General features: G+C 62.5%; 16 protein-coding genes. 9 read left to right on the forward strand and 7 right to left on the reverse strand.

The annotated features are described in order from the left end of the window. The first annotated feature begins 71 nt into the window (after positions 1-71). Complete coding sequence (locus APH42_RS22365; RefSeq protein ID WP_060494234.1) at positions 72-398, forward strand: hypothetical protein; 327 nt, start codon at positions 72-74, stop codon at positions 396-398. A 118-nt stretch (positions 399-516) separates the two neighbouring features. After that, complete coding sequence (locus APH42_RS22370) at positions 517-1,122, forward strand: flavin reductase family protein (RefSeq protein ID WP_012273964.1); 606 nt, start codon at positions 517-519, stop codon at positions 1,120-1,122. Here APH42_RS22370 and APH42_RS22375 read toward each other — a convergent pair whose 3' ends face one another. Then, the gene (locus tag APH42_RS22375; RefSeq protein WP_012273965.1) at positions 1,123-1,389 is read right to left on the reverse strand and encodes a hypothetical protein; all 267 of its coding nucleotides are present in this window, start codon (positions 1,387-1,389) and stop codon (positions 1,123-1,125) included. A gap of 16 nt (positions 1,390-1,405) precedes the next feature. After that, the gene (locus APH42_RS22380; protein ID WP_012273966.1) at positions 1,406-1,699 is read right to left on the reverse strand and encodes a putative quinol monooxygenase; all 294 of its coding nucleotides are present in this window, start codon (positions 1,697-1,699) and stop codon (positions 1,406-1,408) included. A 202-nt stretch (positions 1,700-1,901) separates the two neighbouring features. On the opposite strand from APH42_RS22380, the gene APH42_RS22385 reads away from it, so the two are divergent. Then, complete coding sequence (locus APH42_RS22385; protein ID WP_012273967.1) at positions 1,902-2,822, forward strand: AraC family transcriptional regulator; 921 nt, start codon at positions 1,902-1,904, stop codon at positions 2,820-2,822. A gap of 72 nt (positions 2,823-2,894) precedes the next feature. On the opposite strand, the gene APH42_RS22390 is transcribed toward APH42_RS22385, so the two are convergent. Further along, complete coding sequence (locus tag APH42_RS22390) at positions 2,895-4,532, reverse strand: 5-guanidino-2-oxopentanoate decarboxylase (protein ID WP_060494235.1); 1,638 nt, start codon at positions 4,530-4,532, stop codon at positions 2,895-2,897. Between the two features lie 114 nt (positions 4,533-4,646). On the opposite strand from APH42_RS22390, the gene APH42_RS22395 reads away from it, so the two are divergent. Beyond that, a complete protein-coding gene (locus APH42_RS22395; protein WP_060494236.1) occupies positions 4,647-5,522 on the forward strand; it encodes a LysR substrate-binding domain-containing protein in 876 nt (291 codons plus the stop codon). Positions 5,523-5,620: 98 nt separating this feature from the next. Here APH42_RS22395 and APH42_RS22400 read toward each other — a convergent pair whose 3' ends face one another. Continuing rightward, a complete protein-coding gene (locus APH42_RS22400; RefSeq protein ID WP_012273970.1) occupies positions 5,621-6,235 on the reverse strand; it encodes an NAD(P)-dependent oxidoreductase in 615 nt (204 codons plus the stop codon). Positions 6,236-6,262: 27 nt separating this feature from the next. Then, the gene (locus tag APH42_RS22405; RefSeq protein WP_060494239.1) at positions 6,263-7,138 is read right to left on the reverse strand and encodes an MBL fold metallo-hydrolase; all 876 of its coding nucleotides are present in this window, start codon (positions 7,136-7,138) and stop codon (positions 6,263-6,265) included. A 102-nt stretch (positions 7,139-7,240) separates the two neighbouring features. Between APH42_RS22405 and APH42_RS22410 the strand changes: the two genes are divergently transcribed. Together APH42_RS22410 and APH42_RS30215 are read left to right on the forward strand one after the other, a co-directional pair. Beyond that, on the forward strand, positions 7,241-8,149 hold the full coding sequence (locus APH42_RS22410) for a LysR family transcriptional regulator (RefSeq protein WP_060494237.1): 909 nt from the start codon (positions 7,241-7,243) through the stop codon (positions 8,147-8,149). 72 nt (positions 8,150-8,221) lie between these two features. After that, entirely contained in the window at positions 8,222-8,362 is a 141-nt protein-coding gene (locus tag APH42_RS30215) for a hypothetical protein (RefSeq protein WP_012273973.1), read from the forward strand. Positions 8,363-8,381: 19 nt separating this feature from the next. Here APH42_RS30215 and APH42_RS22415 read toward each other — a convergent pair whose 3' ends face one another. Beyond that, entirely contained in the window at positions 8,382-9,251 is an 870-nt protein-coding gene (locus APH42_RS22415; RefSeq protein ID WP_012273974.1) for an oxaloacetate decarboxylase, read from the reverse strand. Positions 9,252-9,633: 382 nt separating this feature from the next. On the opposite strand from APH42_RS22415, the gene APH42_RS22420 reads away from it, so the two are divergent. Next, positions 9,634-11,085 (forward strand): MDR family MFS transporter, encoded by a 1,452-nt coding sequence (locus APH42_RS22420; RefSeq protein ID WP_060494238.1) that lies wholly within the window; start codon positions 9,634-9,636, stop codon positions 11,083-11,085. An 85-nt stretch (positions 11,086-11,170) separates the two neighbouring features. On the opposite strand, the gene ttgR is transcribed toward APH42_RS22420, so the two are convergent. Continuing rightward, the gene (gene ttgR, locus APH42_RS22425) at positions 11,171-11,803 is read right to left on the reverse strand and encodes an efflux transport transcriptional regulator TtgR (protein ID WP_012273976.1); all 633 of its coding nucleotides are present in this window, start codon (positions 11,801-11,803) and stop codon (positions 11,171-11,173) included. Between the two features lie 257 nt (positions 11,804-12,060). Between ttgR and ttgA the strand changes: the two genes are divergently transcribed. Continuing rightward, a complete protein-coding gene (gene ttgA / locus APH42_RS22430; RefSeq protein WP_012273977.1) occupies positions 12,061-13,215 on the forward strand; it encodes a toluene efflux RND transporter periplasmic adaptor subunit TtgA in 1,155 nt (384 codons plus the stop codon). 3 nt (positions 13,216-13,218) lie between these two features. After that, positions 13,219-13,992, forward strand: a 774-nt coding sequence (locus APH42_RS22435) for an efflux RND transporter permease subunit (protein WP_177336871.1), incomplete at its 3' end; no start/stop codon positions are given.

Consider the following 13,992-nt stretch of genomic DNA (forward strand, 5'->3'; position numbering starts at 1 on the left):
TTAATCTAATTAATAGGCGTAGCATTTAACCCATAGAAACAAACAACTCACGAACCCCTGGAGCAACGACCATGAAAAACAAACTGATCCTCACCCTGGCCCTCTCGGTTCTCGCAACGGGCGCCTTTGCCGAAGATGGCTTCGATCGCACCAACGCCCACACCTTCGCCGCAGCCCAGACTCAATCCGCTAGTTACGTTGAAGACGGCTTTGACCGCACCGGCGGCCAACGCTTCGCCGAAGACGGCTTCGACCGCACCGGCGGCCAACGCTTCGCCGAAGATGGCTTCGACCGCACCGGCGGCCAACGCTTCGCCGAAGACGGCTTCGACCGCACCGGCGGCCAACGCTTCGCCGAAGATGGCTTCGACCGCACCAACGCCCACCGCATCAGCTGATCCCTGATGCGAGCACCCAGCCCGGCTTTAGCCGGGCTTGATCATTTGCAGGCGAGCTCAGGCTTGGCACACTAGGCACCTTGTCCACCAGGAGGTAGGGCCAGCAAGCCCAGCACAGATGTATTACTACGAACCCGCCAAAGGCCACGGCCTGCCCCACGACCCGTTCAATGCCATCGTCGGTCCCCGCCCTATCGGCTGGATCTCCTCTCAAGACCGCGACGGTCGCCTGAACCTGGCGCCATACAGCTTCTTCAACGCCTTCAACTACATCCCGCCGATCATCGGTTTCTGCAGCGTCGGGCGCAAAGACAGCCTGAACAACATCGAGCAGACCGGTGAATTCGTCTGGAACCTGGCCACCCGCCCACTGGCCGAGCAAATGAACCTGAGCTGCGCGCCAGTTGCTGCCGATGTGAGCGAATTTGAACTGAGCGGCCTCACTGCCGCACCGTCGAGCATCGTCAAGGTGCCGCGCGTGGGCGAAACCCCGGTAGCCTTCGAGTGCAAGGTCAGCCAGATCGTCCAGCTCAAGCGGGCCGACCAGGCATTGGTGCCTAGCTGGCTGATCCTCGGGGAAGTCGTGGCGGTGCACATTGCCGAGCACCTGTTGAACAACGGCATCTACGATACCGCTGCCGCCGAGCCGATCCTGCGTGGCGGTGGCCCGGCGGACTATTTCGAACTGGGCAATCTGTTCAAGATGGCCCGGCCGCCAGCCTGATCACCAGACCAGCTCGCCCTCTTCGCTGACGCCCTGCAGGCGTTGCAGCTCGGCGGTGGCCGCTTCGTCGGCGGCCACGGCGCCCTTGAACACCTGCCCGTCGAGCACCTTGTGAAAGCGTGGTGCACCGCCCATGCCCAGGGCCTTGACCGCGATGGCCGCGTTGTAGCCCCCCCCCTCCACCGGCACCATCGCCGAAACCGCTTCGAAATGAGTAAATTCCCTACGTGCCATGTCGCTATCCGCTTGGTTGAACAAGTGCGTCACTTTACCTCATCCACCCTCAATCGAAGGTATGCAAGTCCAGGCTACTGACCACACGCGCCTGCACCAGCTCACCAAACACCTCCAGCGTCGGCGAAGCAAAGTAGCCACTCATCGCCTGCTGGTCCTGCCAGCTACCACTGAGCAGCCACAGGTCAGCATCAGCCTGCGAACGCTGCACGGTGAAACTCAGGCAACCCGGCGCACGCAACGAGGGCTCGAGCAGGTCACGCAGGCGCGCGCCCAGCTCTGCAGAACGCCCGCTGCTGGCACGAATGAAAGCAAGATGGGTGACCGGTTGTTTTAGGGTCATTGCACAATCTCCTTGAAGCGGGCGGACGGAAAAGCCAGGCTGCCAAGGTTAGGGGCTCACCCGCGCGGCGCGTTAGGCCAATACTGCACGTCGATTGCCTGATCCTGCAGCGCTGCAGGATCAGGCAATCGACGTGCAGCTTTCGACTAGCGCCCGTCTGTGCCCAAACCTATGCTGCGTCGGTCAGTAGAGGAAAGCCATCATGACCACCGCCACGTCCACCGACCCCACTCTGGAACTGCAGCGCCTGGAACTGGCCGAATTGATTACCCGCCACGCCGGCGAGCCCCACGGCCCGGCCTCGGCCATCGATGACCTGTACCTGGTGCGCTACACCGAGAACGTGCGCTCGGTGCCGACCCTTGCGCAACCCGCCCTGTGCATCCTTGCCCAAGGCAGCAAAAGCCTGTTTCTCGGCGACGAGCAGTACGCCTACGACCCACTGCATTACATGGTGGTCTCGGTGACCTTGCCGCTAAGCGGCGTGAAGCTCGATGCCAGCCCGGAGAACCCCAGCCTGGGCCTGCGCATGGACCTGGACCCGGCCGAAATCAGCCAGCTGATCGCCGAGAGCGGACCGATGCTGGTACCCAATAGACCTTCGGGCCGTGGCTTGTACGTGGAAAGGACTGATGCGGCGTTGCTTGACGCCCTGCTACGGCTGATCCGCCTGCTGGACACACCGCGTGATATCGCGATGTTGGCACCGCTGTTCCGCCGCGAGATTCTCTACCGTTTGCTGCGTGGGCCGCAGGGTTGCCGGCTGTATGAAATCGCGTTGGCCAACAGCCAGACCCACCGGGTTTGCCAAGCCATAACCTGGCTTAACAACAACTACCAGCAGCCGCTGCGTATCGAGGACCTGGCCCGTGAGGTCAACCTCAGCACCTCGACCTTGCACCACCGCTTCAAGGCCGTGACGTCGATGAGCCCGTTGCAGTATCAGAAGCAGTTGCGCCTGCAGGAGGCCCGGCGGCTCATGCTGAACGACGGGCTCGAGGCGGCGGTGGCGGCCTATAGGGTGGGGTATGAAAGCCCGTCGCAGTTCAGCCGTGAATACAGCCGGCTTTACGGCGCGCCACCGATTCGGGATGTGGCCAGGTTGCGGGCTACTGCTGGCTAAAGTCGGGCTGATCCTGTTACGGCCACTTCGCGGGTAACCCCGCGAAGTGGCCGTAACAGGTTAAGCGCTACATCATCGCAGCACTGTTTCTTGCCACTGGTTCTGGTCAACCTGGATCAAGGTCGGCCCCTTGCGCTTCAACGCCAGCCCCAGTGCTGCCTGCAGCTGCACCACATCCGTCACATGCTCCGCCGCCGCGCCCAACGCCCGCGCCACACCGATGAAGTCCGGGGTATGGATATCCACGCCTACCGGCTCGATCGCCCGGTTGACCATGTACTTCTTGATCTCCTCGTACCCCTGGTTATTCCACAACAGCACGACCAGCGGCACCTGCGCCTCCACCGCACTGGCCAGCTCCGGCAGGGTGAACTGCAAGCCGCCATCACCAATCAAGCACACCGCTGGCGCACGTTGGTCGGCCTGTTCGGCGCTGCCCAACCAGGCGCCCATGGCCGCAGGCAGTGCATAACCCAGGGTGCCGTAACCGGTCGAGGCGTTGAACCAGCGACGTGGCTGATGCATGTCCAGGGTCAGGTTGCCGGTGTACACCGGTTGGGTGGAATCGCCCACCAGAATGGCATTGGGCAGGCGTTCGAGAATGGCGTTCAGCAAACGCGTCTGGCTCAAGGTCGGCTGGTCCCAATCTGCTGCCAGAGCCTGGCGCAGCTTGGCCACGCGGGCCACACCCCAAGTGCATTCGTGCACCGGTTGCGGCTGGGCCTGCAAGGCACCGAACAACGCTTCGGCGGCCAGCTCGGCATCGGCGACCAGCGCCAGCTCCGGCAGGTAGTTGCGCACCGTCTGGTCCGGGTCGATATCGATGCGCAGCAGGCTGCCCGGGATCTCGAAACCGCCCTTGAAAGTCACGTCGTAATCGGTTTCGGCAAGTTCGGTGCCAATCGCCAGCACCACGTCGGCCTCGGCCACCAACTCACGTGTGGCCGGCAGCGACTGGGTCGAACCGATCTGCAACGGGTGGCTGGCCGGCAGCAAGCCTTTGGCATTGATGGTCAGCGCCACCGGGGCCTGAAGGTGTTCAGCCAGGCGTGCCAGCGCAGCCCCCGCAGCCAATGCCCCGCCACCGGCAAGGATCAGCGGCCGACGTGCACTGGCCAGGCGTTCAGCCATCTGCGCCACCGCCTGCGGAGCCGCTCCTGCCCGGCTGCCACGTACCGGGCGGCCCGGCAACAGGAAGTCAGCCGGTTCGACCAGTACATCGAGCGGTATCTCAATGTGCACCGGGCGCGGCCGGGCACTGTCGAACACGGCAAATGCTCGAGCCAGCACCTGCGGCAAGTCTGCGGCACTCATCAAGGTGTGGGAAAACGCAGCCACGCCCGCTACCAGCGCGGCCTGGTTGGGCAGCTCATGCAGCTTGCCACGGCCACCGCCCAACTGGTCGCGGGTCTGCACGCTGGAAATTACCAGCATCGGAATCGAATCGGCATAGGCCTGGCCCATGGCCGTGGTGATGTTGGTCATGCCAGGGCCGGTGATGATGAAGCACACCCCGGGTTTGCCACGGGTGCGCGCATAGCCGTCAGCCATGAACCCGGCCCCCTGCTCGTGACGCGGGGTGATGTGGCGAATGGACGAACCCGCCAGGCCACGGTAGAGCTCCACGGTATGTACACCGGGAATGCCGAAGACATGGTCCACACCATAGCCTTCAAGGAGTTTGACCAGTACTTCACCGCAGGTTGCCATTGGGGTTCACCATGAATCTTGTTGGGTTATGCCCTTATTGGACCCAAGCCACGGCTATCCCCACAATGTAAAAAAACACATACTAGCCATGTCCTGTGATCATGGCTTACTGCAATGAAACGCCTCCCGCCTCTGCCTGCCCTGTACACCTTTCTGGTCACTGCCCAGCACTGCAATTTCACCCGTGCAGGGCAACAGTTGCACATCACCCAGGGCGCCGTCAGCCGGCAGATCGCAGCCCTCGAAGAGCACCTGGGTTATGCGCTGTTCAAGCGCGAGGCCCGCGGTTTGAGCCTGACCCGTGAAGGCCAGGACTGGCTGCCTCGGGTGCAGCAGGTGTTCGCGCTGATCGATCAAGGCGTGCACGAGGTGGGCGAGCACAGCACGACCTTGCAGCTCAAGGCGCCGACCTGCGTGATGCGCTGGCTACTGCCACGCCTGATGGAATGGCAAGCCCTGCGCCCGGACATACCGGTCGAACTCACCACCACCGTGCAGCATGGGGTGGATTTTCGCCGCGAGGGCTTTGACGCCGCGGTGGTCTATGGCGATGCACCGAACCACGGGCTGCACGTGCGCAAGTTGTTCGATGAGCAACTGACACCGGTATGCGCACCGTCACTGCTTCAAGGGCCGCTGCCCTTGCAGCAGGTGGAAGACCTGGCGCGGCACATGCTGCTGCACCCGTCACGAGATGAGCATGATTGGCGGTTGTGGTTGCAGGCAGCAGGTGTGACGCTGGCCAGTCATGGGCCCAAGCAGCATTTCGAGACGCTGGACATGGCAATGGCCATGGCCTCGCAGGGGACTGGCGTGGCTATCGGTGATTGGTCGCTGATTGGCGATGACTTGCGCGGGGGGCGGCTGTGCATGCCGTTTGCGCTGAAGGTGCTGACGGGTAAAGGTTATTACCTGGTAAGCCAGGCCAGAAGCTTGCCACCGGGTTTAACGGAGTTGCTGGATTGGCTGCAGCGCCAGGCTAGCCAGTGAGGGCCCATACACAGGCACGCACGCTCCTACAGGTACAGCACAGGGCTTGGAATTTGTGCAATACCTGTGGGAGCGTGCGTGCCCACGAAGCAGGCGACTCAGTAACCGACTGTGAAGCGCTGCCGTGAATGCGCAGGCTTTTCCAGCTCGTCGAGCATGGCAATCGCATAATCGGCAAAGGTGATCCAGCTCTTGCCGTCCGCACCGATCAGCAGGTGATCCTTACCCAACGTGTAGCGCCCGCTACGCTCACCTTCAACGAACTCCGCCGACGGCGAGAGAAAGGTCCAGTCCAGGTTTGGCTCGCGCTGCAACGCCTCCAGAAAACGCACCCCGGCAGTGGCCTCGGCCTTGTAGGCTTCCGGGAAGTCCGGGCTGTCGATCACCCGGTGCCCCGACGGCAACAACAGGCTGCCGGCCCCCCCCACCACCAGCAACCGCTTGACCCCGGCGCGCTTGACTGGCTCGATGATCGCGTGCGGCTCGATGGTCGAAAAATGCGCCGCGCTCAACACCGCGTCCACACCCTCGACAGCCGCTTGCAGGGCCGCGCTATCCTTGGCATCCAGCGCTTTGACGGTCACCCCGTCACGCCCCTGCAAACGGGAAGGGTCGCGGGCAATGGCCAGCACACTATGGCCACGGCGCAGGGCCTCTTCCAGCAACTGGCTGCCAGCGCGGCCAGTGGCACCGATGATTGCAATCTTGCTCATGGGAAACTCTCCATCAGTTGAACGGAATTACCACTTCATCTCGCCCTTGGCGACCTTGGCCCCAAGCTCCAGGGAGCTTTCATCGGCCAGGCCTGGGTAACGATGCTTCATGGCCTCGATCAAGGCGCCAGCATCTTTTGTTTTGACGGTTTCGGCATCGAAATCACGAATGTAGTTCGCAGTGAAACGCACAGCTTGCAATGAACGGCTGCTGTCCCCCAGATAATGGCCCGGGACGACTGTGCGCGGCGCCAGCGCTTCGATCCGCGCCAGGGTGGCGAGCCAATCGGCATGCGACTTGGCTGTTTGGGTATCGGCCATCCACACATGAATATGCTCGGACACCACTACCCCACCGACCACCGCCTTGATCGACGGGATCCAGACAAAGCTGCGGTCTGGCTGTGGGCCGTCAAGGCCAACCACGTCCAAGGCCTGCCCTTCCAGCATCAGGCGGTTGCCTTCGAGCACTTGCGGCAGCACCAGCCGCGCGGGCTTGTCCGCCCCCATCTGCGCCCCCCAGTACGCCAGCTTGGCGTCCATGGTCTGCCGAATATGCGCAACGGTCGCGGCCGAAGCCAGCACCTTGGCGTCGGGGAAAGCCTGGGTCAGGGTATCCAGGCCGAAATAGTAATCCGGGTCGCCATGGCTGATGTAGATGCTGGTCAGGTGCTTGCCACCGGCTCGCAAGCGCTGCACCAACTGCTCGGCCTGGGCTTTGCCGAACTGGGCATCGACCAGCACGGCGTCATGTTGACCACTGACGATCACCGAGCTGACCGGGAATATCGCTTCGTGCCCGGGGTTGTAGACCTCCAGCTGCAAGGGCTCGGTAGCCAGCACCGGGCCGGCCAGGGTAACGCAGGCCAGCAGCAGGCCACGCAAAGGAGAGAACAGGGACATGAGCAACGCCTTCAGCTGAACAATGCCCAACAGCTTAGTTGCCCAATCCATCACAAAAAATGCGATGCTCGAACATAGTTTGTTTCTGAAATCGGGCAAATCATGGACCGTCTGAACGCCATGCGCGTATTCGTAACCGTCGTCGACCTGGGCAGCCAGTCGGCGGCAGCGGATCATCTGCAATTGTCGCGACCGGTAGTGTCGCGCTATCTGGCCGAGCTGGAGGACTGGGTTGGCGCGCGGCTGATGCAGCGCACCACGCGCAAGCTCAGCCTCACGGCCGCCGGCCAGGAAACCCTGCCCCGCTGCCGGCAACTGCTGGAACTGGCCGGCGACCTGCAGGCCGCCGTGCAGCAGCCGGAAGACGCACCAAAGGGTGCACTGCGTATCAGCGTCAGTACCTCATTCGGCCAAGCACAGTTGGTAGACGCCGTAGCAGCCTACGTGCAGCGTTACCCTGGAGTGAAGGTGGAACTGCAAATGCTCGACCGCACCGTCAACCTGGTGGACGAGCGCATCGACCTGGCCATTCGTACCAGCAACGACCTGGACCCCAACCTGATCGCCCGGCGCCTGAGCGTGTGCCGCTCGGTGGTGTGCGCGGCACCGGCCTACCTGCACGAGCACGGCACGCCACAACGGGTCGAGGAACTGAGCCGACACAACTGCCTGACCCACGCCTACTTCGGCCACAGCCTGTGGCATTTCGAGGTGGCCGGGCAGCACGTCGCCGTGCCGGTGGCGGGGAACATCAGCGCCAACGAGGCGATGACCCTGCAGAAGGCAGCACTGGCTGGCGCGGGTATCGCCATGCTGCCGACCTATCAGGCAGCCGAGGCCCTGCGCCGAGGCGAACTGATGCGCCTGCTGCCCGAGGCGAGGCCGCGTGAATTGAACCTGAATGCGGTGTACACGTCGCGCAAACACATGCCGGCAACCTTGCGGAGCATGCTGGATTTTCTAGTGCTGCGGTTCAAGGACGAGCCGGAGTGGGACCAGGATCTATACTAATGCTGTACACCCCTATCGCTGTAATGGGAGGTGAGCACCATGGGTATCAAATCAAGAAGAGTCGCCGTTGTCATGGCCCTGACCGCAGTCGCAGGGCTGTATGGCTCGGCCTGCTGGCGCGTCGAGCTGCTGCGCAGCCAGCCTAGCGCCGCCAACAGCTGCGAGCGGGCACATTGCGTGCCCCACACCGCAACCTTGAGCGCCGTCCGTTGAGTCGACGGCGCCCTGCCGGTCACTCTTCGACGCTCATGTATTCCTTGGCCCAGCGGATGTAATCTTCAGGCTGGGTGTAGGTGTGCGAGAGTTCGGTGGCACTGAGGTTTTCCGACTTGTTCTGCTGGCCACGCTGCAGCCGCAAGCAATCGTAGGTGGCCTTGATCGCGGCAAAGTAGGCCGCGTGACCATCGACCACAATGCGCACGCCCAAGCGCGCCAGGCGCTCGTCGTCGCGCAGGTTCGGGTTGCCATAGGTGACCAGCATCAGCGGCACAGTCAAGTGCTCGGCAATCTGCTCGAGCTGTTCGAAGTCCTTAACCCCCACCATGCAGATAGCATCGGCACCGGCCTTCTGGTAGCTCTGGGTACGCACAATGATTTCTTCGGTGCTGAGTACCCCAGCGTTGGTACGGGCAATGATCGACAGCGACGAATCGACCCGCGCCTCCAGGGCCGCACGGATCTTGCCAACGCCCTCTTCGACCGGGATCAGGTCGGTGGACTTGCGCCCGAACTGCGCTGGCAGCAGCGTGTCTTCGATGGTCAGTGCGGCCACACCGGCGCGCTCCAGTTCGATCACCGTGCGCATCACGTTCAGCGCATTGCCATAGCCGTGGTCAGCGTCGGCCAGCACCGGCAGTTGCGCGACCCGACCGATACGGGTGGCCTGCTCGACGAACTCGCTGAGGGTGATCAGGGCGAAGTCCGGTGCGGCCAGCACCTGCAAGGATGCAACGGAACCACCGAGGATACCGACCTCGAAGCCCAGGTCTGCGGCAATGCGTGCCGACATCGGGTCGAACACCGATGCCGTGTGGAAACAGGAACCTGAAGCGAGCAGCTCGCGGAAGGCAAAACGCAGATCTTGATGGGAAGCCTTGGGCATGATCACTCCGCAATTAAGTTGAAATTTGAACGGTAACTACCGACCCCTGTAATCGGGTCTACCTGACCTGTTCCAACCGTCGCCATCTGGGCGGTCATGCTCGACATGCAGGCAGAGGAATAAAAGGTGTGGGAGACAGCGGCCTGAAAAACCTGCGGCAGAATGTTGCACCAACCTGGTGCAAGCCCCGGATTTCAGCCCCTGTGGCATACCAACGATATCACGCGGCCATGCAGCACTGGATGAATGCGCCAATGCCGATTCGGCATAGGGGATGCAGATAGTACATAGGAAGCTACCTAACTCAGGTTACAATTCGTGGGCCTCTATGGGAGTGGGCTTGCCCACAAAGAGGCTTGCATAGACAAGACAAGGTATTCCCGTGACTGCTGCCCTGCCCCCCACCACCCTGCGCAACGTGCTCACCGCCCTGATGCTGGCCATCTTCCTCGGCGCACTGGACCAGACCATCGTCGCCGTCTCGCTGCCGGCCATCTCGGCCCAGTTCAACGACGTCGGCCTGCTGGCCTGGGTGATCTCCGGGTACATGGTGGCAATGACCGTGGCCGTACCAATCTACGGCAAGCTGGGCGACCTTTACGGCCGGCGCCGGATGATCCTCACCGGGATCAGCTTGTTCACCCTGGCCTCGATTGCCTGTGCCATGGCCCAGGACATGCAGCAGTTGGTGCTGGCCCGGGTACTCCAGGGCATTGGCGCGGGCGGTATGGTCTCGGTGAGCCAGGCGATCATCGGCGACTTCGTACCGCCGCGTGAACGCGGCCGCTACCAGGGCTATTTCAGCAGCATGTACGCCGTGGCCAGCGTCGCCGGGCCAGTGCTGGGCGGCTGGCTGACCGAGTACTTGTCGTGGCGCTGGGTATTCTGGATCAACCTGCCGCTGGGGCTGGTCGCCTTGTGGGCCATACGCCGCGCCCTCGCCGGCATGCCGGTGCAGCGTCGCGAGGCCCAGGTCGACTACCTTGGCGCCGTGCTGTTGATCCTCGGCCTTGGCAGCCTGCTGCTGGGGATCACCTTGGTCGGCCAGGGCCACGCCTGGGCCGACCCGGCCGTGCTGGCGCTGTTCGCCTGCGCCCTACTCGGCCTGGCGTTGTTCATCGCCCACGAACGCCGCTGCCCAGAGCCGCTGCTGCCGCTCGGGCTGTTCGGCAACCGGGTGGCGGTACTTTGCTGGGGGGTGATCTTCTTCGCCAGCTTCCAGTCGATTTCCCTGACCATGCTCATGCCCTTGCGCTACCAGGGCATCACTGGCGCCGGCGCCGACAGCGCTGCCCTGCACCTGCTGCCACTGGCCATGGGGTTGCCCATGGGGGCCTTTACAGGCGGGCGCATGACCAGCCGGACCGGGCGCTACAAGCCGCAGATCCTGGCCGGTGCGCTGCTGATGCCAGTGGCCATTTTCGCCATGGCACTGACGCCGCCGCAGTCAACGTTGCTCAGTGCACTGTTCATGCTGCTGACCGGCATTGCTTGCGGGCTGCAGTTTCCGACCTCGCTGGTGGGCACGCAAAGCGCGGTGGCCAGCAAGGACATTGGCGTGGCCACCAGCACCACCAACCTGTTCCGCTCGCTGGGCGGGGCCATGGGCGTGGCGTGCATGTCCAGCCTGTTGCTGGCACTGCTGCACCAAGGTGGTTTCGAATTGCTGGGTAACCCGTTGCTGGGGAGCCTGAAGGCCGGTGAAGTGGACCTGGTGACACAGGGACGCTTGCTGGAGACATTCCGGCAGTTGCTGATGGGCAGCGCGCTGATTGCGGTACTGGGGCTTTTTGCCGCATTGGCGTTGCCTGACAGACAACTGCGCGGGTACTAATATCCCAGGGGCTGCAAGGCGGCCACGCTGTTAATCCCCTCTTAACACAAAGGGGAAACACTCCCTCACAATCCTTAACAAAGTGTCATTTGCGCAACGCCGGGCTCAAGCGCAGCATATCCAGCCCGGTGTCGACCCATTTTTCGACATCACCCAACAGATCGACACTGTCAGGCAGCAGCAGCCAGCGCCCGATCAGGCCATCGACATAGGCGAACATGGCCACCGCCGCGCGCTCGACATCCAGCTCGCCAGGCAACTGGCCCCGGCGTACGGCATTGGCCAACGCCAGGGTGATGCCCTTGTGGCAATCCAGCACCGCACCCTGGCGCTGCTGGCGAATTTCACACATGTCATCGGTGAACTCGCACTTGTGATGCAGGATTTCATTGATACGCCGGGTTCGGGCATCGAGCACCAGCTCGTTGAACACTTGCAACAGCAGCTTGCGCATGCAGCCAAGCGGGTCGAGTTCGTCCTCGCTTTCGCTCGCCCGCGCCAAATGGTCATGGGTCTCGTGCAGGCTGTCGAGCAACGCCTGCACCAACTCGGCCTTGTTGTTGAAGTGCCAGTAGATAGCCCCGCGCGTCACACCCGCGAGTTCGGCGATGTCAGCCAGTGTGGTTCGCGCAACCCCGCGCTTGTAGAAGGCCTTTTCCGCCGCCTCGATGATCTGGGCGCGGGTTTCCTGGGCTTCTTCTTTGGTTCGACGGACCATGGCAGTACAACCTCATCTGGCCCGAACGCGCAGCGCGTGCGGGGAACGCTCCGGTGGCACCTCTGCAGGGGGCCTCACGGATGAGCTAATCAAGGGCTGTGGCAGTACCCAAGTACAACCCAGCGGTATTTACAAACAACCATGAATGTAAGTATATTCCTTAGCAAGCTATTTATCCACCGGATAGCAATTTTTCCAGATCAAGTCTCTTCCATTACTCTTGAGCGTCTCCCTGCTCCTGCGACCCGAGGATCCTCATGCAATTCAAGCCAGCCGTTACCGCTCTGGTTTCCGCCGTCGCCCTGGCAACCCTGCTCAGTGGCTGCAAGAAAGAAGAAGCAGCGCCAGCGGCGCAGGCTCCTCAGGTCGGCGTCGTGACCATCCAGCCCCAAGCCTTCACCCTGACCTCGGAATTGCCGGGGCGTACCACTGCCTACCGCGTCGCCGAGGTGCGCCCGCAGGTCAACGGCATCATCCTCAAGCGCCTGTTCAAGGAAGGCAGCGACGTCAAGGAAGGCCAGCAGCTGTACCAGATCGACCCTGCCGTGTACGAAGCCACCCTGGCCAATGCCCAGGCCAACCTGCAGGCTACCCGCTCGCTGGCCGAGCGCTACAAGCAGCTGATTGACGAGCAAGCCGTCTCCAAACAGGAATACGACGACGCCAATGCCAAACGATTGCAGGCCGAGGCTTCGCTCAAGAGCGCCCAGATCGACCTGCGCTACACCAAGGTTCTGGCACCGATCAGCGGCCGTATCGGTCGTTCTTCGTTCACCGAAGGTGCACTGGTGAGCAACGGCCAGACCAACGCCATGGCCACCATCCAGCAACTCGACCCGATCTACGTCGACGTTACCCAGTCCACCGCCGAGCTGCTCAAGCTGCGCCGTGACCTGGAGAGCGGCCAGTTGCAGAAGGCCGGCGACAACGCCGCCTCGGTTCAGCTGGTGCTGGAAGACGGCAGCCTGTTCAAGCAGGAAGGTCGCCTGGAGTTCTCCGAAGTCGCGGTCGACGAAACCACCGGTTCGGTCACCCTGCGCGCCCTGTTCCCCAACCCTGACCACACCCTGCTGCCAGGCATGTTCGTGCATGCGCGGCTGAAGGCCGGGGTCAACGCCAACGCCATTCTGGCGCCGCAACAAGGCGTGACCCGCGACCTGAAAGGCGCGCCGACCGCACTGGTGGTCAACCAGGAAAACAAGGTCGAACTGCGTCAGTTGAAGGCCAACCGTACCCTGGGCAGCGACTGGCTGATCGAAGAAGGCCTCAACCCAGGTGACCGCCTGATTACCGAAGGGCTGCAGTACGTGCGCCCAGGTGTCGAGGTGAAGGTCAGCGAAGCCACCAACGTCCAGAAGCCGGCCAGCCCTGATCAGGCCAACGCGGCAAAAGCAGACGCCAAAGCGGAGTAAACCATGTCGAAGTTCTTTATCGATCGCCCGATCTTCGCCTGGGTGATCGCCTTGGTGATCATGCTGGTCGGGGCCTTGTCGATCCTGAAGTTGCCGATCAACCAGTACCCCAGCATCGCACCGCCGGCCATCGCCATCGCCGTGACCTACCCGGGCGCCTCGGCGCAAACCGTGCAGGACACCGTAGTGCAGGTGATCGAGCAGCAGCTCAACGGTATCGACAACCTGCGTTATGTGTCGTCGGAAAGTAACTCCGACGGCAGCATGACCATTACCGCCACCTTCGAACAGGGCACCAACCCTGACACCGCCCAGGTTCAGGTACAGAACAAGCTGAACCTGGCCACCCCACTGCTGCCACAAGAAGTGCAACAGCAAGGTATCCGCGTCACCAAGGCTGTGAAGAACTTCCTGCTGGTGATCGGCCTGGTGTCCGAAGACGGCAGCATGACCAAGGATGACTTGGCCAACTACATCGTCTCCAACATGCAGGACCCGATCTCGCGTACAGCGGGTGTGGGTGACTTCCAGGTGTTCGGCGCACAGTACGCCATGCGTATCTGGCTCGACCCGGCCAAGCTGAACAAATTCCAGCTGACCCCGGTCGACGTCAAGACCGCCGTGGCCGCGCAGAACGTGCAGGTGTCCTCCGGCCAGCTCGGCGGCCTGCCGGCCATGCCGGGCACCCAGCTGAACGCCACCATCATCGGCAAGACCCGCCTGCAAACCGCCGAGCAGTTCGAGAAGATCCTGCTCAAGGTCAACAACGACGGTTCG

The sequence above is a fragment of the Pseudomonas sp. NBRC 111140 genome (genome assembly GCF_001320885.1).
Taxonomy (GTDB): domain Bacteria; phylum Pseudomonadota; class Gammaproteobacteria; order Pseudomonadales; family Pseudomonadaceae; genus Aquipseudomonas; species Aquipseudomonas putida_P.